Here is a 14,924-nt window from a genome sequence, read left to right as displayed (position 1 = left end):
CGCCGGCCCGTATCTCCCCAGCGGCTACGGCTCGCCCACCTCCGAGGCGTACGGCGGCTCCGCGCCCGCGCGGGAACAGGTGATCGCCGCCGCGCGGGCCGCGAACCGCAGCAGCCGGACCCAGCCCGTGGCGTCCAGCGCGGCGAGGCCCTGCGGGGAGAGCGCGTCGCGGGCGGCCAGCCCGTGCAGCAGGGCCGCGTTCACCGTGTCGCCCGCGCCGATCGTGTCGACGACCTCGACCTTCTCACCCGGCACGGAATGCTCCGCGCCTTCCCTGGTGTACGCGGTGAGCCCGTCGCCCCCGTGGGTGATCACGACGGCCGAGGGCCCGGCCGCCAGCCACTCGCGCGGTGTGCCGCCCAGCCACCGCGCGTCCTCCTCGGAGAGCTTCAGCAGCGACACCGAGGGAAGCCAGCCGCGGAAGCGGACCCGGTAGGCGTCCGGGTCCGGGATCAGCCCGGCCCGGATGTTCGGGTCCAGCGCGGTGAACACCCCTTCGGCGGCGGCGGTCCGCATCAGCTCCTCGTAGGCGCTCGCGCCCGGCTCCAGCACCAGTGAGCAGGTGCCGAAGGACACCGCGCGGGTGCCCGGGGGCAGCGCGGCCGGCGCCGTGAACAGCCGGTCGGCGGTGCCCTCGACGTAGAACGAGTAGGCGGCCGAGCCGTCGGCGCCGACCGTCGCGACCGCCAGCGTGGTCGGCTCGTCACCGCGCTGCACCCCGGAGACGTCCACTCCGGCCCGCCGCAGCCCGTCGAGCAGCGCCCGGCCGAAGGCGTCGTACGAGGTGCGCGAGCAGAACGCCGTGGGGGAGCCGAGGCGGCCGAGCGCGACGGCGGTGTTGTAGGGGCCGCCGCCGAGCGCCGGCTTGAGGTCCGCGAGGGCGCCCGTGCCCCGAGGAACCAGGTCGATCAGGGCCTCACCGGCGACGACGATCACGAGTGGGTTCCTTTCTCCGGATGCGCGGGGCGACCGCGGGACGTGCGGCGGACGACGCCACGGGGCAGTCGCACCGTACGGCGACCCGGCCCGCCGCCGCGAGGCGGGCCCACCCACCGCGGCGGAACCGGCCCGCACCCGCACGGCGAGGGGCCTTCGGCACGGCACGGCGGACGGGGTGCCCCGCCCCGGCTCAGGAGCCGGGGCGACCCCGCGGAGGGCGCGGTGGGCGTGGTGGGTATCGTCGGAATGTCAAGCACGCCAGACCAGTGGAGCTCCTCATGCCCGGCCGTCCCCCCACGAGCCGTCGAACGATCCTTCGAGGAGCGGCCCTCACGCCCGTCGCCGGGTTCGGGATCGCCGCCTGCGGACCGGGCGGCGCCTCGACCCCCGCGACCCCGACGGCCCCGGTCGACCTCGGCGCCGAGAGCGAGGTACCCGAGGGCGGGGCCAAGCTGTACCGGGACCACAACGTGGTCGTCAGCAGGGACACGAACGGAGCCCTGAAGGCGTACGGCACGATCTGCACGCACGCCGGGTGCGCCATCAACAAGCTGCGCGGCACGACTCTGGTCTGCCCGTGTCACGGCAGTGAGTTCGACGCCACCACCGGCAAGGTGGTGCGGTCCCCGGCCACGGAACCGCTGGCCGAGCTTCCGGTCCGGGCGGAGGGCGGCAAGATCGTGGCGGGGCCCGGCGCCTGATTCCAGCCCGCGCGCCCCCGCGGTGACCGGCCGCTACTCCCAGTCCCAGCCGATCCCCACGATCCCCGGCCGCAGCCGCGGCTCGACCAGATGGACCGAGCGGTGCCGTTCGCTCACCGGCAGCTCCCGCCGGCCGGCGCGCGGGGCCGCCGCCGACTGCTGGGTGAACCGGTGGCAGCGCACCGGCAGGGCGCCCGCGTCGAACCGCACCTGCAGGGCGTACTGCCCGCCCGCCGTGTCGGCCCCCCGGACGTACTCGCGCGCCACACCGGCCGTGCCGTCCTCGACCGCGTACCGGAAGAGGAACGTGTCCCCCGCCCGCAGCCGGGTGTCGAACAGCAGCTCGGCCACGAGCACCCCCGTGTCGTGGTGCCACCGCACCCGCCCGGCGCGGCAGTTCTCCAGCGCGTGCACGGCCATCCGCTCCGGCACGCACCCCGGGTCGCCGTGGTGGACGGCCACGAAGCGGTCCACACCGTCCCGGTGGGCGCGCACGATGTGGTGCGACTCGCGTCCGGACAGTTCGCGGCGCGCCCCGACCCGTACCCGCTCGTGGTGCCCGAGCGTCTGCAGCCCGCCGTCGGGCGGGGCGTCCAGCTGGGCCAGCAGCCGCCGCAGCACGTCCGACGCCTCGACCAGCGACCGGTAGGAGCGGGCGGCGGGCCGGCGGTCGGCCGTGGGCTCCCCGGCCTCGGCCAGCAGGCGGATCAGCGACTCCTCCGGCAGCCGGAGTATCTCCTCCAGGGCACGGACCGCCCGCAGAGACTCCGGACGCTGCGGGCGCCGGGCACCCTGCTGCCAGTAGCTCAGACTCGTGACCCCGACCCTGACCCCGTGGCGCGACAGATGGTGCTGCACGCGCTGCAACGGCAGCCCGCGGGCGGCGATCGCGGCGCGCAGCGCCACGTGGAAGGGGCCGCCCCGCAGGGCCGCGTCCAGTTCCGCGGTGGCGACGTCCGCCTGCTCTGGGGCGTACGGCATGCACGGGCCTCTCTGTGAAGGTGCGGGCGGCCGGTCGGGCCGGTTCACGCGCGTCGCCGGGACGCACCTGTGGTGCGGGCGGAGGGCCTCTTCACATCCGTACGCCGTCGTTCCCGGCCCCGACTTCCCACGCATTGAAGCGTGTCGACCAGGCCCCGACAACACCTGTGACCCGATGGCGCGCACTCCTGGCCGAGTCCGCACCCCCGGGGCGGACGACCCGGGGCGCCCAGGGCCGCGGGCGCGCACCGGGCGAAGAACGCCGGTCACAGCAGGTAGTCGTACACCAGTCGGGCCGTCGGTGGCGCCGCCGCCCGCGTTGTCCACAGGATCGCCGCGCTGTCGGCCCCCGCCAGTAGGGTGTGAGACATGGCCGACCCCTCCAGCTACCGCCCCAAGCCGGGAGACATCCCGGACTCTCCCGGGGTCTACAGGTTCCGCGACGAGCACCGCCGGGTGATCTACGTCGGAAAGGCGAAGAGCCTGCGCCAGCGCCTGGCGAACTACTTCCAGGACCTGGCGAACCTGCACCCGCGCACCCGCACCATGGTCACCACGGCCGCGTCCGTGGAGTGGACGGTGGTGTCGACGGAGGTCGAGGCGCTTCAGCTGGAGTACTCCTGGATCAAGGAGTACGACCCCCGGTTCAACGTCAAGTACCGCGACGACAAGAGCTACCCGTACCTCGCGGTCACGATGAACGAGGAGTTCCCGCGCGTACAGGTGATGCGCGGCCACAAGAAGAAGGGCGTGCGCTACTTCGGGCCGTACGCGCACGCGTGGGCCATCCGCGACACCGTCGACCTGCTGCTGCGCGTCTTCCCGGTGCGCACCTGCTCGGCCGGCGTCTTCAAGAACGCCGCCCGCACCGGCCGCCCCTGCCTGCTCGGCTACATCGGCAAGTGCTCGGCGCCCTGCGTGGGCCGGATCAGCGCCGAGGACCACCGCGAACTGGCCGAGGAGTTCAGCGACTTCATGGCCGGCCGCACGGGCGCGTACCTGCGCCGCCTGGAGGAGCGGATGATGCGGGCGGCCGAGGAGATGGAGTACGAGCGGGCCGCCCGCCTGCGCGACGACGTCGAGGCCCTGAAGAAGGCCATGGAGAAGAACGCGGTCGTGCTCGCCGACGCGACCGACGCCGACCTCGTCGCCGTCGCCGAGGACGAACTCGAGGCCGCCGTGCAGATCTTCCACGTGCGCGGCGGGCGCGTGCGCGGCCAGCGTGGCTGGGTGACCGACAAGGTCGAGGAGGTCACCACCGGCGCCCTCGTCGAGCACGCCCTGCAGCAGCTGTACGGCGAGGAGAGCGGGGACGCCGTCCCCAAGGAGGTCCTCGTCCCGGCCCTGCCCGAGCCGGTCGAGCCGGTCCAGCAGTGGCTCACCGACCGCCGCGGCTCGGGCGTCTCGCTGCGCATCCCGCAGCGCGGCGACAAGAAGGCCCTCATGGAGACCGTGCAGCGCAACGCCCAGCAGGCGCTCGTCCTGCACAAGACCAGGCGCGCCTCCGACCTGACCACCCGCTCCCGGGCCCTGGAGGAGATCGCCGAGGCACTCGGCCTGGACAGCGCCCCGCTGCGGATCGAGTGCTACGACATCTCGCACCTCCAGGGCGACGACGTGGTGGCCTCCATGGTCGTCTTCGAGGACGGCCTGCAGCGCAAGAGCGAGTACCGCCGTTTCCAGATCAGGGGCTTCCAGGGTCAGGACGACGTCCGCTCCATGCACGAGGTGATCACCCGCCGCTTCCGCCGCTACCTCGCCGAGAAGGAACGGACCGGCGAGTGGGCCGACGGCGAGGAGACCGCCGACGCCGCCGGGACGGCGCTCCCGGCGGACGGGACGGCGGTGCCGACCGCCGAGAGCGCCGTGCCCCTCGGCACGGCCGTCGCCCCCGGCGCCACCGCCGACGGCTCCTCCGCGGGCGGGACCGGCGGGCCGGGCACGGCCGACGGGGCCGACGGACCGCCGTTCACCGAGGACGACGGACGGCCCAAGCGCTTCGCCTACCCGCCGCAGCTCGTCGTCGTCGACGGCGGGCAGCCGCAGGTCGCCGCCGCGCGGCGGGCGCTGGACGAACTCGGCATCGACGACATCGCCGTCTGCGGCCTGGCCAAGCGACTGGAGGAGGTCTGGCTGCCCGGCGAGGACGACCCGGTGGTCCTGCCCCGCACCAGCGAGGGGCTTTACCTGCTCCAGCGCGTCCGCGACGAGGCCCACCGCTTCGCCATCACCTACCAGCGCACCAAGCGGGCCAAGCGGTTCCGCGCCGGCCCCCTGGACGACGTGCCGGGCCTGGGCGAGACCCGCAAGCGGGCTCTGATCAAGCACTTCGGCTCGGTGAAGAAGCTCCGGTCCGCCACGATCGACCAGATCCGCGAGGTGCCCGGCATAGGCCGCAAGACGGCCGAGACCATCGCCGCGGCCCTCGCCCAGGCGGCCCCGGCCGCACCCGCCGTGAACACGGCGACCGGAGAGATCATGGAAGACGCGGCGGACCCGTCGTCGGAGACGACGCGGGACGTCGCGGGGGAGCCCGTGCCCACGGGCGCCCCGGACGAGTGACGACGGGGGCAGGAAAGATGACCGAGCACGAGACACGGCCCACAGCGGGACGAGATCAGGCTCACGAGGAAACACACGAGGACCAGCGGCAGCACGCGGTCCAGGAGTACGGAGCACAGGTGAGTACGGGCATCGACACGGCCGGCGTCCCCGACGCGGCCATTCCCGAGCTGGTGATCATCTCCGGCATGTCGGGAGCCGGCCGGTCCACGGCCGCCAAGTGTCTGGAGGACCTCGGCTGGTTCGTCGTCGACAACCTGCCGCCCGCGCTGATCCCCACCATGGTGGAGCTCGGCGCCCGTTCGCAGGGCAATGTCGCGCGCATCGCGGTCGTCGTGGACGTCCGCGGCCGGCGCTTCTTCGACAACCTGCGCGAGTCCCTGGCGGACCTGGAGGCCAAGCACGTCACCCGGCGCATCGTCTTCCTGGAGTCCTCCGACGACGCCCTGGTGCGCCGCTTCGAGTCGGTGCGCCGCCCGCACCCCCTCCAGGGCGACGGCCGCATCGTCGACGGCATCGCCGCCGAGCGCGAACTGCTGCGCGAGCTGCGCGGCGACGCCGACCTCGTCATCGACACCTCCAGCCTCAACGTGCACGAGCTGCGCGCCAAGATGGACGCCCAGTTCGCCGGCGAGGAGGAGCCCGAGCTGCGGGCCACGGTGATGTCCTTCGGCTTCAAGTACGGCCTCCCGGTCGACGCCGACCTCGTCGCGGACATGCGGTTCCTGCCCAACCCGCACTGGGTCCCGGAGCTGCGCCCGTACACCGGCCTCAACGAGGAGGTCGCCGCGTACGTCTTCAACCAGCCCGGCGCCAAGGAGTTCCTGGACCGCTACGCCGAGCTGCTCCGGCTCGTCGCGGCCGGGTACCGCCGCGAGGGCAAGCGCTACGTGACCATCGCCATCGGCTGCACGGGCGGCAAGCACCGCTCGGTGGCCATGTCGGAGAAGCTCGCCGCACGGCTCGCGGCCGAGGGCGTGGAGACCGTCGTCGTCCACCGGGACATGGGGCGCGAGTGACCGGACGTACTCTGCGGCTGGGCAGGCTGCGCCGTGCGGTGCCCGAGGGACGCGCGGACCGGCCCGTGGAGGCCCGCGGCGCCCGGCCGCGCCGCCGGGGCGCCCAGCCCAAGGTGGTCGCCCTCGGCGGCGGCATGGGCCTGTCCGCCTCGCTCGCCGCACTGCGCCGCATCACCGGCGACCTCACCGCCGTCGTCACCGTGGCCGACGACGGGGGCTCCAGCGGGCGCCTGCGCGACGAACTGGGCGTCCTGCCGCCCGGCGACCTGCGCAAGGCGCTGGCGGCGCTGTGCGGTGACGACGACTGGGGCCAGACCTGGGCTCGCGTCATCCAGCACCGCTTCGCCTCGCAGGGCGACCTGCACGACCACGCGGTCGGCAACCTGCTGATCGTCGCCCTGTGGGAGCAGCTGGGCGATCACGTCCAGGCACTGGACCTGGTCGGCAAGCTGCTGGGCGCGCACGGACGGGTGCTGCCCATGTCCGCCGTGCCCCTGGAGCTCCAGGCACTGGTCAAGGGGCACGACCCGGACCGGCCCGACGACGTCGACACCGTCCGGGGCCAGGCGACCGTCGCGCTCACCCCCGGCGAGGTGCAGTCCGTGCACCTCGTCCCGCACGACCCGCCCGCCGTGCCCGAGGCCGTCGCGGCGGTCCTGGACGCGGACTGGGTGGTGCTCGGCCCCGGCTCCTGGTTCTCCTCGGTCATCCCGCACCTGCTGGTGCCCGAGCTCCTGGACGCGCTCACCGAGACCAAGGCGCGCCGGGTACTCTCCCTGAACCTCGTTCCGCAGCCGGGAGAAACGGACGGCTTCTCACCGCAGCGTCATTTGGAGGTTTTGGGACGACACGCCCCTAAACTCGCCCTGGACGTGGTGCTGGCCGACGAGGCCGCCGTGCCCGACCGCGAAGTGCTCACCGAGGCCGCCAAGCGGTTCGGCGCCGCGGTCGAGCTCGCACCGGTGGCCCGGAGGGACGGAACTCCGCGGCACGACCCGGAGCAGCTGGCCGCCGCGTACGACCGTATTTTTCGGATGCATGGAAGGATCGGCCCATGGCGATGACGGCAGCGGTGAAGGACGAGATCTCCCGGCTCCCCGTCACCCGGACCTGCTGCAGGAAGGCGGAGGTCTCCGCCATCCTGCGGTTCGCCGGCGGCCTCCACCTGGTCAGCGGGCGCATCGTGATCGAGGCGGAACTGGACACCGCGATGGCGGCCAGACGCCTGAAGCGGGACATCCTGGAGATCTTCGGGCACAGCTCCGAACTGATCGTGATGGCCCCGGGCGGACTGCGCCGGGGCTCGCGCTACGTGGTGCGCGTCGTCGCGGGCGGCGATCAGCTGGCCCGCCAGACCGGGCTCGTCGACGGCCGGGGCCGGCCGATCCGGGGCCTGCCGCCGCAGGTGGTCTCGGGGGCCACCTGCGACGCCGAGGCCGCTTGGCGCGGAGCCTTCCTGGCGCACGGCTCGCTCACCGAGCCGGGCCGTTCCTCGTCGCTGGAGGTGACCTGCCCCGGTCCGGAGGCGGCACTCGCCCTCGTCGGCGCCGCCCGTCGGCTGTCCATCGCCGCGAAGGCCCGCGAGGTGCGCGGGGTGGACCGGGTCGTCGTCCGCGACGGTGACGCCATCGGCGCGCTGTTGACCCGCCTCGGCGCCCATGAGTCCGTGCTGGCCTGGGAGGAGCGTCGGATGCGCCGCGAGGTCCGCGCCACGGCCAACCGGCTGGCCAACTTCGACGACGCCAACCTGCGCCGCTCGGCACGCGCCGCCGTCGCCGCGGGCGCCCGGGTCCAGCGCGCCCTGGAGATCCTGGCCGACGACGTGCCCGAGCACCTGGCCGCCGCGGGACGCCTGCGCATGGAGCACAAGCAGGCGTCCCTGGAGGAGCTGGGCGCGCTCGCCGACCCGCCGCTCACCAAGGACGCCGTCGCCGGCCGTATCCGCCGGCTGCTGGCGATGGCCGACAAGCGCGCCGCCGACCTGGGGATCCCGAGCACCGAGGCCAACCTCTCCGAGGAACTGGCGGACAACCTCGCGGGCTGACCCGAACACCCGCGGGCGGACGGGAGCGGGGAGCGCGTGTCGCCGCTCCCACGGCGCCGGTCGGGGCCGGTGCGCACTCCGGCGCGTCCGCCTGAGTGAGCGCGGGCTCTTCCGCAGTTCGTGGGCTGCCGGGGTGCCGGCTCCTTCGCGGTCGTCGGTCCGTCCGGCTGCCGACGATGCTCAGGGCTTGTCGGGCCGGGTGATCGCGGGTTTCCGCGTTCCGGGGCCGGTAGGGGCGTCGGGCCTTCTCGCGGTCGTCGGTCCGTCCGGCTGCCGACGACGCGCGCCGAGAGCCTGCTCGGCCGGACCCCCGGGGCCCTTGTCCGGCGGGCCCACCGGCCGTCGCCGGACCCCGGCCGCAGGGCGGGGGTGTCCCGCCCACCGCCACAGTCGGCCGGCCCTTCACCCGCACGCCCTTCACCCCGCCACAATCGGCCGGCCCTCCCCCCGCACCCTTCAGCCGTACGTCGTTCGCCGGTTCGCCCGTACGCCATGAGCCGTACGCCGTACCGCGCGCGCCCGCAAGCCCCGTGCCTCCGCCCGCGCGCCCCGCGCCGTACGCCTCGGTCGGCATGTCGTACGCCCGTCCACCACTTGCCGTACGCCGCTCGTCGGACGCCGTACGCCGTCCGCGCGGTACCGGCCGTGGCGTGCGTGCCGCGGCCGCCCGGTCGGTGGCGACGCCCGTACTCTGGCGCCGCCACCGAGTCACCGCACCGCACCGCGGCACGCTACGACTCCGCCGAACCGCCGCCCCCACGGAGTCGCCCCGACGGCACCGCCCCACACGGCTCCACCCCGACAGCCCCGCCGCACCCACAGCGCCGCCGCACCCACGGCACCGCCGCCCAGCGGCGGCCGGAGCTCTCCTCCACCCGCTACCGCCCCTTCCGCGCTCCCTCCGCGTCCCCACCTTCCCCCTTGGCCGACACGCCGGTGCCCGAAGTCGTACGAGGCCGCGAGCACCGGTGTTTCCCTGTCTTTGAGGCACCCTTGACTCGATCAAGAAGTGACATGAACCTGGCAGCCGTTCGCCGCTGTGGCGGACCACCGCCAGGGGGTTTCATGAGACACAGAGCGAGATCGATCCTCGCTGTCGGCGCGCTCCTGCTCGGCGGCGCGGGCCTGGCGCCCGTCGCACAGGCGCAGAGCGGGAGTTCACCCGGACCGGATCCGGACGAGGTGAGGGTCTTCCGCGCCGATGTCACCGAACAGCAGGTACCCCTGCTCCTGAAGGCAGGCCAGGACGGCCACGAACTCGGCGACCGGGTGACCGGCGGGGGCCGGACCGCCGTCGAGCTCTACCTCACCGGAGCACAGGCCGCGAGTCTCCGGAAACAGGGCGTCCGGCTCACCGAGCGCACGCTCACGACCGGCGCCACCACCAGGGTGAAGAGCGCTTCGCAGGGCGTGTTCCGGCCCTACAGCGGCGCGGGCGGCCTCAAGGAGGAAATCCTGCGGACCGGGCAGGAGCACCCCGGCCTCACCAAGGTCGTCTCCATCGGCAGGACCGTCCGGGGGCAGGACATCCTCGCGCTCAAGCTCACGACGAACGCGAGGCGCGTGAAGGACGGTTCCAGGCCCGCCGTGCTGTACATGTCCAACCAGCACGCGCGCGAGTGGATCACACCGGAGACGACCCGCCGGCTGATGCACCACTACCTGGACCACTACGACACCGACAAGCGGGTCAGGAAGATCGTCGACACCACCGAACTGTGGTTCGTGCTCTCCGCCAACCCCGACGGGTACGACTACACCTTCAAGGACCCCACGACCCGTCTGTGGCGCAAGAACATGCGGGACGTCAACGGCGACGGCGTCGTCTCCACCGGTGACGGCGTCGACCTCAACCGCAACTTCCCCTACAAGTGGGGCTACGACGACGAGGGTTCGTCGCCCAACCCCACCAGTGAGACCTACCGCGGCGGGGCCCCGGCCTCCGAGCCCGAGACACAGGCGCTCGACCGGTTCGAGAAGCGCGTCCGCTTCCGCTACGGCATCAACTACCACTCCGCCGCCGAACTGCTCCTCTACGGCGTCGGCTGGCAGGTGGCCACCCCGACCCCGGACGACGTCCTCTACAGGGCGCTCGCCGGCACCCCGGACAAGCCCGCCGTGCCGGGCTACCACTCGCAGGTCTCCTCCGAGCTGTACACCACCAACGGCGAGGCGGACGGCCACGCCGGAAACGTCAACGGGATGGCGATGTTCACCCCGGAGATGTCGACCTGTCAGACCGCCTCCGACGCGGACCCGGACGACGCCTGGAAGGCGGCCGACTGCCGTTCCGTCTTCAACTTCCCTGACGACGAGAAGTTGATCGAGCAGGAGTTCGAGAAGAACGTCCCGTTCGCGCTCTCCGTCGCCGAGACCGCCGCCCACCCCGACCGGCCGAGTTCCCCGGTCGGCCTGAGCGCCCCCGACTTCACCCCGGCCGCCTTCCCGACGTCGTACGCGCGCGGAGCCGGCCAGGAGGTGTCGGTCGTCGTGCGCAAGTCCGTGCGGGACAAGGAGCTCCGTTACCGCGTCAACGGCGGCCGTACGCACGAGGCGACGCTGCGTGCCTTCAAGGGCGGCACGACCTACGGCGGATCGGACCACCTCTACTTCGACGAGTACCGGGCCCGGGTCGAGGGCGCGAACCCGGGCGACGAGGTCGAGGTGTGGTTCACCGGCCGGGCGAGCGGCGGCGGGAAGACGTCGAGCGGGCACTTCACCTACACGGTGGCGCGCCGGCCGCGGGCCGACACCCTCGTGGTCGCCGAGGAGGGCACGAGCGCCACGCAGGCGCGCACGTACGTGGACGCGCTGGGGGCGAACGGGCGCCGCGCGGTCGTCTGGGACGTCGCCGCGCAGGGCGCTCCGGACGCGCTCGGGGTGCTGAAGCACTTCCGGACGGTCGTCCACTACTCGGGCGCCGGCGGCCCGGGCAACGCCACCCAGCTCCAGCTGCGCGCCTACCTGAACGAGGGCGGCAGGCTGATCGAGGCGGGGGAGCGGGCCGGCGGCAGCGTCGACCTCGGCGGCGGCACCCTCTCCGACGACTTCAGCCAGTACTACCTGGGCGCCTACTCGCGTACGCCGACCCGGGGCGTCACCGGGTTCACCGGTTCGGGGAAGCTGTCCGGGTTCACCGGCGCGCTCGGCGACGCACCGGGCGCCCCGCTGGGCCAGGCGGGCGCCTACGGGGTGACCTCGGACGAGCTGCCGGTCGCGGACCACCCGCGGTTCGCGAGCGCGGGCGCCGGGCAGTTCGCCGGGGCCGTCAATCCGTACGGCCCCTACACGGGCGCCTACATGGCCGCCGCCGTGCACACCGACGACGCCTACAAACGCCTCACCCGCACCATCGACCTCACCCGGGTCGCCGCGGCCGACAGACCCACGCTCAGCACCCGGCTCCTGTGGGACACCGAGCCCGGCTACGACCACGCGCTGCTGGAGATCCGCACCGCCGGCGCGGACGACTGGACGACGCTGCCGGAGGCGGGCGGCCGGTCCGGCGCGGCGGTGCCCGCCGACTGCGGTGCCGGGTTCCTGGTCGACGAGCACCCGTGGCTCAGGCACTATCTGACGCTCGGACCGGGCGGCTGCGAGCCGCACGGCACCAGCGGGGCGTGGAACGCCTTCACCGGGTCCTCCGGCGGCTGGCAGCGGGCGGACTTCGACCTGAGCGCGTACGCCGGCAGGACGGTGGAGGTCTCCCTCGCCTACGTCACCGACCCGGGCGCCGGCGGCCACGGCGTCCTCGCCGACGACGCCTCGCTCGTGGTCGGCGGCACGGCACGGGACACCGAGGGGTTCGAGACGTCGCTGGGCCCCTGGACCGTGTCCGGACCGCCCCCCGGCAGCCCGGCCGTGCTCAGGGACTGGACCCGCTCCGGGACCCTCTTCAAGACCTATGGAGCGGTCACCACGGACCGTACCGTGCTGCTCGGATTCGGCCTCGAACACCTGCCGTCGGCGGCCGAGCGGACGGCCCTGATGGGCAAGGCGATCGCGGCACTTCACATGTGAGCCGAGGTGCTCACGAAAGAGTGACCAATGCGGTCAACCCGGTACCGACATAGGTAGCGAAAAGGAGTGATCCGGACGCTCGGCGCGAGCGGTCCGTACCCCTACTGACGGGTACGGACCGCCGTGCCGTGCGGGGGGCCGCCGAATGTCACTTCGGGGGCCTGTGAGGGGTAGGGTCGGGGGTGGTCGGGGACATCCCAATACAGCTCGCCGGTGTCGAAACCGGCGTACCAACGAGGAGATCGGTTCGTGACGATCCGCGTAGGCATCAACGGCTTTGGCCGCATCGGTCGTAACTACTTCCGCGCGCTGCTGGAGCAGGGTGCAGACATCGAGATCGTGGCTGTCAACGACCTGGGTGACACCGCGACCACCGCTCACCTGCTGAAGTACGACACCATCCTCGGGCGCCTCAAGCAGGAGGTCTCGCACACCGAGGACACCATCACCGTCGACGGCAAGACCATCAAGGTCCTCTCCGAGCGCAACCCCGCCGACATCCCGTGGGGCGAGCTGGGCGTCGACATCGTCATCGAGTCCACCGGCATCTTCACCAAGAAGGAAGACGCCGAGAAGCACATCGCCGGCGGCGCCAAGAAGGTCATCATCTCCGCTCCGGCGAAGAACGAGGACGTCACCATCGTGATGGGCGTCAACCAGGACAAGTACGACCCGGCGAACCACCACGTCATCTCCAACGCCTCCTGCACCACCAACTGTGTGGCGCCGATGGCGAAGGTCCTCGACGAGAACTTCGGCATCGTCAAGGGTCTGATGACCACGGTGCACGCGTACACGAACGACCAGCGCATCCTGGACTTCCCGCACAAGGACCTGCGCCGCGCCCGTGCCGCCGCCGAGAACATCATCCCGACCACCACCGGCGCCGCCAAGGCCACCGCCCTGGTGCTGCCGCAGCTCAAGGGCAAGCTGGACGGCATCGCCATGCGCGTCCCGGTTCCCACCGGCTCGGTCACCGACCTCGTCCTCGAGCTCTCCCGCGAGGTCACCAAGGAGGAGATCAACGCCGCCTTCCAGAAGGCCGCCGAGGGCGAGCTGAAGGGCATCCTCGAGTACACCGAGGACCCGATCGTCTCCTCCGACATCGTCAACGCGCCGGCGTCCTGCACCTTCGACTCCTCCCTGACCATGGTCCAGGAGGGCAAGAACGTGAAGGTCATCGGTTGGTACGACAACGAGTGGGGCTACTCCAACCGGCTCGTCGACCTGACGGTCTTCGTCGGCAACCAGCTCTGATCGGCAGGGCAGGCACCTCGATGTGAGATCAGGGCTCGGGCAGCGCACGACGGCGCCGCCCGGGCCCTGACGCACGTACGGCGGGCCGGGCCACGACGCCGGTCCCGTGCCGGTGCGCGACCCCGGTTCGCGTGCGGATCGATCAGCCCTCGTACGATCAAGAGCCCCTCCCCAGGAGTCCCATCCATGAAGACGATCGACGAACTTCTCTCCGAAGGCGTGAACGGCAAGCGGGTCTTCGTCCGCGCCGACCTCAACGTGCCGCTGTCCGACGGCGTCATCACCGACGACGGCCGCATCCGCGCCGTCCTGCCCACCGTCAGGGCCCTCGCCGAGGCGGGCGCCAAGGTGGTCGTGGCCTCGCACCTGGGCCGCCCCAAGGGCGCCGCGGACCCCGCCTTCTCGCTGCTGCCCGCCGCCGAGCGCCTCGGCGAACTGCTGGACGCACCCGTGGCGTTCGCCCAGGACACCGTCGGCCCCGCCGCCCACGACGCCGTGAACGGCCTCCAGCCCGGCCAGGTCGCGGTCATCGAGAACCTGCGCTTCAACCCCGGCGAGACGTCCAAGGACGACACCGAGCGCGGCGAGTTCGCCGACGCCCTCGCCGCCCTCGCGGATATCTACGTCGGCGACGGCTTCGGCGCGGTGCACCGCAAGCACGCCTCGGTCTACGACCTGCCGGGCCGCCTGCCGCACTACGCCGGCTACCTCATCGCCACCGAGGTCGGCGTCCTGAAGAAGCTCACCGAGGACCTCAAGCGGCCCTACGTCGTCGCCCTCGGCGGCGCCAAGGTCTCCGACAAGCTCGCCGTCATCGACCAGCTCCTCGGCAAGGCCGACCGGCTGCTCATCGGCGGCGGCATGGCCTACACCTTCCTCAAGGCCAAGGGGTACGAGGTCGGCAAGTCCCTGCTCCAGGAGGACCAGATCCCGGCCGTCCAGGAGTACCTGGAGCGGGCCGAGAAGACCGGTGTCGAGCTGGTCCTGCCGGTGGACGCGCTGGTCTCGCCGGACTTCCCGGACCTGAGGACCAAGGCCCCGGCCAACCCCACCGCCGTCGCCGCGGACGCCATCCCGGCCGACCAGGAGGGTCTGGACATCGGTCCGGGGACCCGCGAGCTGTACGCCTCGAAACTCGCCGACGCCGCCACCGTGTTCTGGAACGGCCCGATGGGCGTCTTCGAGCACCCCGACTTCGCCGAGGGCACCAAGGCCGTCGCCCAGGCTCTCGTCGACTCGGACGGCTTCACCGTCGTCGGCGGCGGCGACTCCGCCGCGGCCGTCCGTACGCTGGGCTTCGACGAGTCGGCATTCGGCCACATCTCGACCGGCGGCGGCGCCTCCCTCGAATACCTCGAGGGCAAGACGCTCCCCGGCCTCGCCGCACTGGAGGACTGAACC

Annotated in this window: 10 protein-coding genes; 8 read left to right on the top strand and 2 right to left on the bottom strand. The window is 72.8% G+C overall.

Annotation, left to right across the window (positions count from 1 at the left end; genetic code table 11):
- Positions 1-24 precede the first annotated feature (24 nt).
- The gene (locus tag ACF061_RS00120) at positions 25-936 is read right to left on the bottom strand and encodes a carbohydrate kinase (protein WP_392264480.1); all 912 of its coding nucleotides are present in this window, start codon (positions 934-936) and stop codon (positions 25-27) included.
- Between the two features lie 281 nt (positions 937-1,217).
- On the opposite strand from ACF061_RS00120, the gene ACF061_RS00115 reads away from it, so the two are divergent.
- Complete coding sequence (locus ACF061_RS00115) at positions 1,218-1,640, top strand: Rieske (2Fe-2S) protein (protein ID WP_392264479.1); 423 nt, start codon at positions 1,218-1,220, stop codon at positions 1,638-1,640.
- A 33-nt stretch (positions 1,641-1,673) separates the two neighbouring features.
- On the opposite strand, the gene ACF061_RS00110 is transcribed toward ACF061_RS00115, so the two are convergent.
- Entirely contained in the window at positions 1,674-2,621 is a 948-nt protein-coding gene (locus ACF061_RS00110; protein WP_392264478.1) for a hypothetical protein, read from the bottom strand.
- A gap of 369 nt (positions 2,622-2,990) precedes the next feature.
- Between ACF061_RS00110 and uvrC the strand changes: the two genes are divergently transcribed.
- From uvrC to ACF061_RS00075, 7 genes are all read left to right on the top strand, one after another.
- Positions 2,991-5,183: an excinuclease ABC subunit UvrC gene (gene uvrC, locus ACF061_RS00105; protein WP_392264477.1), complete on the top strand. Its 2,193-nt coding sequence runs from the start codon at positions 2,991-2,993 to the stop codon at positions 5,181-5,183.
- A 17-nt stretch (positions 5,184-5,200) separates the two neighbouring features.
- Positions 5,201-6,202 carry an RNase adapter RapZ gene (gene rapZ / locus ACF061_RS00100; protein WP_392264476.1) on the top strand — a complete coding sequence of 334 codons (1,002 nt, stop codon included), beginning with the start codon at positions 5,201-5,203 and terminating at the stop codon, positions 6,200-6,202.
- Positions 6,199-7,266: a uridine diphosphate-N-acetylglucosamine-binding protein YvcK gene (gene yvcK, locus ACF061_RS00095; protein ID WP_392264475.1), complete on the top strand. Its 1,068-nt coding sequence runs from the start codon at positions 6,199-6,201 to the stop codon at positions 7,264-7,266. The genes rapZ and yvcK overlap by 4 nt, the downstream gene beginning before the upstream one ends.
- Positions 7,257-8,246: a DNA-binding protein WhiA gene (gene whiA / locus ACF061_RS00090; RefSeq protein ID WP_392264474.1), complete on the top strand. Its 990-nt coding sequence runs from the start codon at positions 7,257-7,259 to the stop codon at positions 8,244-8,246. The genes yvcK and whiA overlap by 10 nt, the downstream gene beginning before the upstream one ends.
- Positions 8,247-9,311: 1,065 nt before the next feature.
- On the top strand, positions 9,312-12,266 hold the full coding sequence (locus ACF061_RS00085) for a M14 family zinc carboxypeptidase (RefSeq protein ID WP_392264473.1): 2,955 nt from the start codon (positions 9,312-9,314) through the stop codon (positions 12,264-12,266).
- Positions 12,267-12,515: 249 nt separating this feature from the next.
- Positions 12,516-13,523 carry a type I glyceraldehyde-3-phosphate dehydrogenase gene (gene gap / locus ACF061_RS00080; protein WP_392264472.1) on the top strand — a complete coding sequence of 336 codons (1,008 nt, stop codon included), beginning with the start codon at positions 12,516-12,518 and terminating at the stop codon, positions 13,521-13,523.
- 186 nt (positions 13,524-13,709) lie between these two features.
- Positions 13,710-14,921, top strand: a complete 1,212-nt coding sequence (locus tag ACF061_RS00075; protein ID WP_392264471.1) for a phosphoglycerate kinase — start codon at positions 13,710-13,712, stop codon at positions 14,919-14,921.
- Positions 14,922-14,924 lie beyond the last annotated feature (3 nt).

The organism is Streptomyces sp. NPDC015220, from assembly GCF_043079345.1.
Taxonomy (GTDB): domain Bacteria; phylum Actinomycetota; class Actinomycetes; order Streptomycetales; family Streptomycetaceae; genus Streptomyces.
Note: the sequence above shows the minus strand (reverse complement) of the source record. Positions and strands in the feature narration are given on the sequence as shown.

Excerpts from the sequence above, each read along its gene's own strand:
- ACF061_RS00115 (WP_392264479.1), top strand. The coding sequence starts at position 1,218 with ATGCCCGGCCGTCCCCCCACGAGCCGTCGAACGATCCTTCGAGGAGCG.
- ACF061_RS00110 (WP_392264478.1), bottom strand. The coding sequence starts at position 2,621 with ATGCCGTACGCCCCAGAGCAGGCGGACGTCGCCACCGCGGAACTGGAC.
- uvrC (WP_392264477.1), top strand. The coding sequence starts at position 2,991 with ATGGCCGACCCCTCCAGCTACCGCCCCAAGCCGGGAGACATCCCGGAC.
- rapZ (WP_392264476.1), top strand. The coding sequence starts at position 5,201 with ATGACCGAGCACGAGACACGGCCCACAGCGGGACGAGATCAGGCTCAC.
- whiA (WP_392264474.1), top strand. The coding sequence starts at position 7,257 with ATGGCGATGACGGCAGCGGTGAAGGACGAGATCTCCCGGCTCCCCGTC.
- ACF061_RS00085 (WP_392264473.1), top strand. The coding sequence starts at position 9,312 with ATGAGACACAGAGCGAGATCGATCCTCGCTGTCGGCGCGCTCCTGCTC.
- ACF061_RS00075 (WP_392264471.1), top strand. The coding sequence starts at position 13,710 with ATGAAGACGATCGACGAACTTCTCTCCGAAGGCGTGAACGGCAAGCGG.